Below are 6298 nucleotides of genomic sequence, written 5' to 3' on the forward strand. Positions count from 1 at the left end.
TGATCGACCATGAGCCCAGCTTGCAATTGAAAGGCGGGCACGATGCCGAAGTCATCGTGTTCGACCTCGAACGCTGACCTGTTGCCAACCGTCCACCACAAGGAGAACCCCATGGCCAAGATCGAGATCATCTACCACAGCGGCTACGGCCACACCAAGAAGGTTGCCGAAGCGGTGGCCGAGGCGTCAGGTGCTTCGCTGATCGCCATCGACGCCGAAGGCAACCTGCCCGAAGGCGGATGGGAGCGCCTCGCCGCGGCCGATGCCATCGTCTTCGGCTCACCGACCTACATGGGTGGCGTGAGCTGGCAGTTCAAGAAGTTTGCCGATGCATCGTCCAAGCCCTGGTACATGAAGGTCTGGCGCAACAAGATCGCCTTCGGCTTCACCAACTCGGCCACCTTGAACGGCGACAAGTTCTCGTCGATCCAGTACATGATCACCTTGTCGCAGCAGCACGGCATGCTGTGGGCCGGCATGGGCATGCACCCGTCGAACGCCAAGGCGCACACGCGCGACGACCCCAACAACCTGGGCGGCTACTCGGGGCTGATCACCGCCTCGCCGTCGGACGCCTCGCCCGACGAGATGATCCCCGGCGACATCGCCACCGCCAAGCTCTTCGGCCAGCGCATCGTCGAAGTGGTGGGCAAGTTCCTCAAGTGACGCTGAAGTAGCGCTGCAGGGCCTTGATACAGTGCCGCATGGACACTGTATTGAAGCTCTTCAGCATCTTGCCGTGGACGGATTGGGCCGCGCTCGCGGCCTTCTTCGGTGGCTGGGTCGGCTACGCCTGGTTCGCCCGCGACCGATCCCAGACCAAGCCTTCGGTGCTGGCCAGCACCAACCGCATCCGTCGCGAGTGGATGCTGCAGACCACTTACCGCGAGGTCCGTGTGATCGACGGCGTGGTGATCCAGAGCCTGTCGACCAGCCCATCGTTCTTCGCGTCGACCACCATCCTCGTGCTTGGCGGCCTGCTGGCCGTGCTGAGTGCCAGCGACAAGGCGAGCGACCTGGTGCGCGAGATCCCCTTCGCCGCCCGCACCTCGGTGCTGATCTTCGACATGAAGCTGATCTTGCTGCTGGTCATCTTCGTCTACGCGTTCTGCCGCTTCACCTGGTCGATGCGGCAGTACACCTTCGGCGCCTTGCTGATCGCCGCGGCGCCCGAAGCCAAGCAGCTCGATGCCCTGGGGGCTGAGGGCGAAGAACGCCGGCAGGCCTTTGCCAAGCGGGCCGGCCGCGTCGTCGGCTTGGCGGCCGAGACTTTCAACGACGGCCTGCGCGCGTACTACCTCGCCTTTGCCGCGGTGGGCTGGTTCTTCTCGCCGCTGATCTTTCTGCTGGCGACGGGCGGGGTGATCTACATCCTCTATCAGCGCGAGTTCCGCTCCGACGTGCTGGGTGCGCTCAACTCCTGAGGCCGCAAGTCCGGGTCGAGCGCCTCGCGTTCGTCGAACACGAAGCAGTCGCCGTCGAAGTGACGGCCGCCGACCTCTTCGAAGTACTTGAGGATGCCGCCTTCGAGCTGCACCACGTGTTCCAGGCCGGCTTCGGCCATGAAGATCGCGGCCTTCTCGCAGCGGATGCCACCGGTGCAGTAGCTCACCACGCGCTTGCCGCGCAGTTCGTCGCGGTGCGCGGCCACCTGCTGCGGGAACTCGGTGAACTTGGCGATGTTCCAGTCGATCGCGTCGCGGAACTTGCCGTAGCCGACCTCGAAGGCATTGCGCGTGTCGAGCGTGACCACCGGGCGGCCGTCGTCGTCCTGCCCAGCGTCCAACCAGCGGGCCAGCGTCTTCGCATCGACTGCCGGTGCACGACCGGCCACCGGGCGGATGGTGGGGTGGTTCATGCGGATGATCTCGCGCTTGACCTTCACCAGCAGCTTGCCGAAGGGCACCGTCTCGGACCAGCTTTCCTTGGGAACAAGCCCGGCAAACCGAGCGTCCTGCCGAAGCCACGCCACGAAGCCGCGCACATTCTCGGCGCTGCCCGCCAGGAAGAGATTGATGCCCTCTTCGGCCAGCAACACCGTTCCTTTCAGGGCCAAGCCGGTGGCTTGTGAGCGGATGCTCTCGCGCAGGGCAAGCGTGTCCGTCAAGGGCACGAACAAGTAGGCGGAGATGTTCAAAATTGCTTTCACGCGTGGGATTTTACGGAGCCCCCGCCTCCCTAAAATGCCTGCATGGCCTTCATCCACCTGCGCACCCACACCGAGTTTTCCGTCGTCGATGGCACCTTGCGGATCGACGACGTGGTGGGTGCGGCAGCCGCCGACAAGCAGGCAGCGCTGGCCATCACCGACCTGTCCAACCTCTTCGGTGCCGTCAAGTTCTACAGCGCCGCGCGCAAGAAGGGCGTCAAGCCCATCATCGGTGCCGACGTGTGGATGGAGCCGACCGACGGCGACAAGCAAGCGAGCCGTCTGCTGCTGCTGGTGCAGAGCAAGGCCGGTTACCTCAACCTCTGCGAACTGATCTCGCGCGCCTGGCTCGACCCGAACGTGCGCGGCCAGGCCTGCGTCAAGTGGGAATGGCTGGCGGCGTTGAACGGCGGCCTGATCGCGCTCTCGGGTGCCGAGCACGGCGCGATTGGCCAGGCCCTGCTGGCGCAGGACACGCAGCGCGCACAGGCGGTGGCCGAGCGTTTGTCGGAGGTCTTCCCGCAGCGCTTCTACATCGAGTTGCAGCGCGCCGGCATGCCGAGCAACGAAGCCCATGTTCGCGCTGCCGTGCCGCTGGCGGCGCAGCTGAAGCTTCCGGTGGTTGCCACGCACCCGGTGCAGTTCCAGACACCGGAAGACTTCGAAGCCCACGAGGCGCGCACCTGCATCGCCGAAGGCGAGACGCTGACCAACCCGCGGCGCATCAAGCGCTTCACGCGCGAGCAGTACTTCAAGACGCAGGCGCAGATGCAGGCGCTCTTTGCCGACCTGCCGAGCGCCGTGCGCAACACCGTCGAGATCGCCAGGCGCTGCAGCCTCACGCTGGTGCTGGGCAAGCCGCAGCTGCCCAACTTCCCGGTGCCCGACGTCGTCATCGGAGGCAAGAGCGAGCGCCTGGAGCCCGAGGCCTACTTCCGCTATGCCTCGCACGAGGGGCTGAAGGAGCGCATGCTCCATCTTTACCCCGATGCGGCCGAGCGTGAGGCGCAGATGCCGCGCTACGTGGAGCGCTTGGAGTTCGAGCTCAACACCATCCTGAAGATGGGCTTTCCGGGCTACTTCCTGATCGTGGCCGACTTCATCAACTGGGCCAAGAACAACGGCTGCCCGGTGGGGCCCGGCCGGGGCTCGGGCGCTGGCTCGTTGGTGGCCTACGCGCTCAAGATCACCGACCTCGACCCGCTGCGCTACAACCTGCTGTTCGAGCGCTTCCTGAACCCCGACCGCGTGTCGATGCCCGACTTCGACATCGACTTCTGCCAGGGCAACCGCGACCGCGTCATCGACTACGTCAAGGACAAGTACGGCCGCGACGCGGTGAGCCAGATCGCCACCTTCGGCACCATGGCCGCCAAGGCCGCGTTGCGCGACGTGGGCCGCGTGCTGGGCATGGGCTATGGCCACGTGGACAGCATCGCGAAGCTGGTGCCCGCGCCGCCCGGCAAGACGGTGACGCTCGCCCGCCCCGGTGACAAGCCCGACCCCGGCTTGATCTATGCGCGCACCGAAGCGCCCGAGATCGAGCAGCGCGAGAAGAACGAGGAAGAAGTCGCCGAGCTGCTCGCGCTGGCCGAGCGCGTGGAAGGCATGGTGCGCAACATCGGCATGCACGCCGGTGGCGTGCTGATCGCGCCGGGCAAGATCACCGACTTCTGCCCGCTCTACATGCAGCCGGGCAGCGACAGCGCGGTGAGCCAGTACGACAAGGACGACGTCGAAGCCATCGGCCTGGTGAAGTTCGACTTCCTGGGTCTGGCCACGCTGACCATTCTCGAACTGGCCAAGGACTACATCCGCGCCCGCCGCCCAGGGCAGGAGAACTTTGCGCTGGAGAACATCCCGCTCAACGACCGCGCCGCCTACCGGCTGATGAGCGAAGGCAAGACGGTCGCCGTGTTCCAGCTGGAATCGTCAGGCATGCAACGCATGCTGCGCGATGCCAAGCCCAGCGTGTTCGAGGACATCATCGCCCTGGTGGCGCTGTACCGCCCGGGCCCGATGGACCTGATCCCGAGTTTCTGCGCCCGCAAGCACGGCCGCGAAGAGGTGGAGTACCCGCACCCCCTGATGGAAGAGGTGCTCAAGGAGACCTACGGGATCATGGTCTACCAGGAGCAGGTGATGCAGGTGGCGCAGCGCCTGGGCGGCTACTCGCTCGGCGGCGCCGACCTCTTGCGCCGCGCCATGGGCAAGAAGAAGCTTGAAGAGATGGTGGCCCACCGCGCCACCTTCGCTGCCGGCGCGGCCAAGAACAACATCGCCGAGCCGCTGGCCAACGAGATCTTCGACCTGATGGAGAAGTTCGCGGGCTACGGTTTCAACAAGTCGCACGCTGCCGCGTACGCACTGCTCGCGTACCACACGGCCTACCTGAAGGCGCACTACCTGGCCGAGTTCACCGCGGCCAACATGAGCGTCGCGCTCGACGACACCGACAAGCTCAAGATCTTCCACGACGATGCGGTGACGCTCGGCCTGGAGTTCGAGCCGCCCAACATCAACACCGGCAACTACCGCTTCGAGCCCGTGTCTGACAAGGTGGTGCGTTACGGCCTGGGTGCCATCAAGGGCACGGGGCAGAGCGCCATCGAGGCCATCATCGCCGCGCGCAAGGAAGGCGGGCCCTTCAAGAGCCTGTTCGACTTCTGCGCACGGGTCGACCGCAGCCGCATGAACAAGCGCACGGTCGAGGCACTGATCAAGGCCGGCGCTTTCGACCAACTGCACGCCGAGCGCTCGATGATGGTGGCCAGCATCGGGCTGGCCTTCGACTTTGCCGACACGCAGGCGGCGCACGCCGACCAGGGCGGTCTGTTCGACTTTGGTGACTCGCACGCGGCCTCGACGCAAGAGCCCGAACTCGTGCACGCCGAGCCCTGGAGCATCAAGGAACGCCTGAGCCTGGAGAAGGTGGCGCTTGGCTTCTACCTGTCGGGCCACCTGTTCGACCAGAGCGAAACCGAGGTGCGGCAGTTCGCCAAACGCAAGATTGCCGACATCATCGACTCGCGCGACCCGCAGGTGCTGGCCGGCATCATCGGCGACCTGCGGGTGATCAACGGCCAGCGCGGCCGCGTGGCCATCTTCAAGCTCGACGACAAGAGCGAGGCCATCGAGTCGGTGATCAACGAAGAGCTGCTGAACGCCAACAAGGATCTGCTGAAGGACGACGAGCTGATCGTGGCGATGGGCAAGGTGCAGCCCGACCGCTTCTCGGGTGGCTTGCGTTTCAACATCCAGCAGGTGTGGGATCTCGCCACCGCGCGCTGCCGCTTCGGCAAGTACCTGCGGGTCGAGGTGAACGGCAGCGTGCCGCCTGTGGCCGAGGTATTGCGCGAGTTCCCGAGCCGCCGCATCAACACCGAGCAGGGGCCGGTGGCGCAAGGGCTGGGGGTGCGCCTGGTGCTGCAGCGTGATGCCGCCAGCGGTGAGCTCGACCTGGGCGAGGACGGCCGCTTCTTCCCCACCGACGATGCCCTGGCCCGCTGGCGTGAAGGCAGCCACGGCAAGGCGAGCGTGGTTTACGACTAGTCACCGGCCGCGGTGGCGTGGCCGCCACGTTCAGGGCTGGTCCTGATCGGTCGGTTCACAGTGCCTGTCTACACTGCGGCGCATGCCTCAGAAGAATCCGACGACAGGCTTGATCCTCACGGGGGGTGGGGCCCGCGCTGCCTACCAGGTGGGTGTGTTGAAGGCGGTGGCCAAGATCCGGCGCGATGCCGCGCCCTGGGACTACAGCAACCCCTTTCCGGTGATCACCGGCACCTCGGCCGGTGCCATTAATGCGGCTGCCCTGGCCAGCCACTGCGACAACTTCGACGACGCCGTGGCCTCGCTGACCCACGTCTGGGAGAACTTCCGCGCCGAGCAGGTGTACCGCAGCGATGCCATCGGCGTCATCCGCACGGGGGCGCGCTGGCTCACCATGATGTCGCTCGGCTGGGTGATCGCGCGCTGGCGGCGCGCCCGCCTGCGCTCGCTGCTCGACAACTCGCCGCTGGAAGGGCTGCTCAACGACATGGTGGCGGTGGAGCGCCTGCCCGAGATGATGGCGGCCGGCCACCTGCAGGCGCTGGCTGTCACGGCATCGAGCTACAGCTCGGGCACGCACGTCACCTTCTACGACTC

At 65.8% G+C, this 6298-nt stretch carries 5 protein-coding genes; 4 read left to right on the forward strand and 1 reads right to left on the reverse strand.

Going from position 1 to position 6298, the window contains the following annotated elements; all coding sequences use genetic code 11:
- Nucleotides 1–111: 111 nt before the first annotated feature.
- Complete coding sequence (locus VFL64_RS21900) at nt 112–666, forward strand: flavodoxin family protein (protein WP_489542509.1); 555 nt, start codon at nt 112–114, stop codon at nt 664–666.
- Nucleotides 667–704: 38 nt separating this feature from the next.
- On the forward strand, nt 705–1424 hold the full coding sequence (locus VFL64_RS21905) for a DUF599 domain-containing protein (RefSeq protein WP_489542510.1): 720 nt from the start codon (nt 705–707) through the stop codon (nt 1422–1424).
- On the opposite strand, the gene VFL64_RS21910 is transcribed toward VFL64_RS21905, so the two are convergent.
- On the reverse strand, nt 1379–2149 hold the full coding sequence (locus VFL64_RS21910; protein WP_489542511.1) for a sulfurtransferase: 771 nt from the start codon (nt 2147–2149) through the stop codon (nt 1379–1381). The genes VFL64_RS21905 and VFL64_RS21910 overlap by 46 nt on opposite strands.
- Before the next feature lie 42 nt (nt 2150–2191).
- Here VFL64_RS21910 and dnaE point away from each other — a divergent pair, with 42 nt between their 5' ends.
- Together dnaE and VFL64_RS21920 are read left to right on the forward strand one after the other, a co-directional pair.
- A complete protein-coding gene (gene dnaE, locus VFL64_RS21915; RefSeq protein ID WP_489542512.1) occupies nt 2192–5701 on the forward strand; it encodes a DNA polymerase III subunit alpha in 3510 nt (1169 codons plus the stop codon).
- A gap of 82 nt (nt 5702–5783) precedes the next feature.
- Nucleotides 5784–6298 (forward strand): patatin-like phospholipase family protein (locus tag VFL64_RS21920; protein WP_489542513.1); only part of this gene is annotated, 515 nt, incomplete at its 3' end.

It is taken from the genome of Rhizobacter sp. (assembly GCF_035702065.1).
Classification (GTDB): domain Bacteria; phylum Pseudomonadota; class Gammaproteobacteria; order Burkholderiales; family Burkholderiaceae_C; genus Rhizobacter.

Excerpts from the sequence above, each read along its gene's own strand:
- VFL64_RS21900 (WP_489542509.1), top strand. The coding sequence starts at position 112 with ATGGCCAAGATCGAGATCATCTACCACAGCGGCTACGGCCACACCAAG.
- VFL64_RS21905 (WP_489542510.1), top strand. The coding sequence starts at position 705 with ATGGACACTGTATTGAAGCTCTTCAGCATCTTGCCGTGGACGGATTGG.
- dnaE (WP_489542512.1), top strand. The coding sequence starts at position 2,192 with ATGGCCTTCATCCACCTGCGCACCCACACCGAGTTTTCCGTCGTCGAT.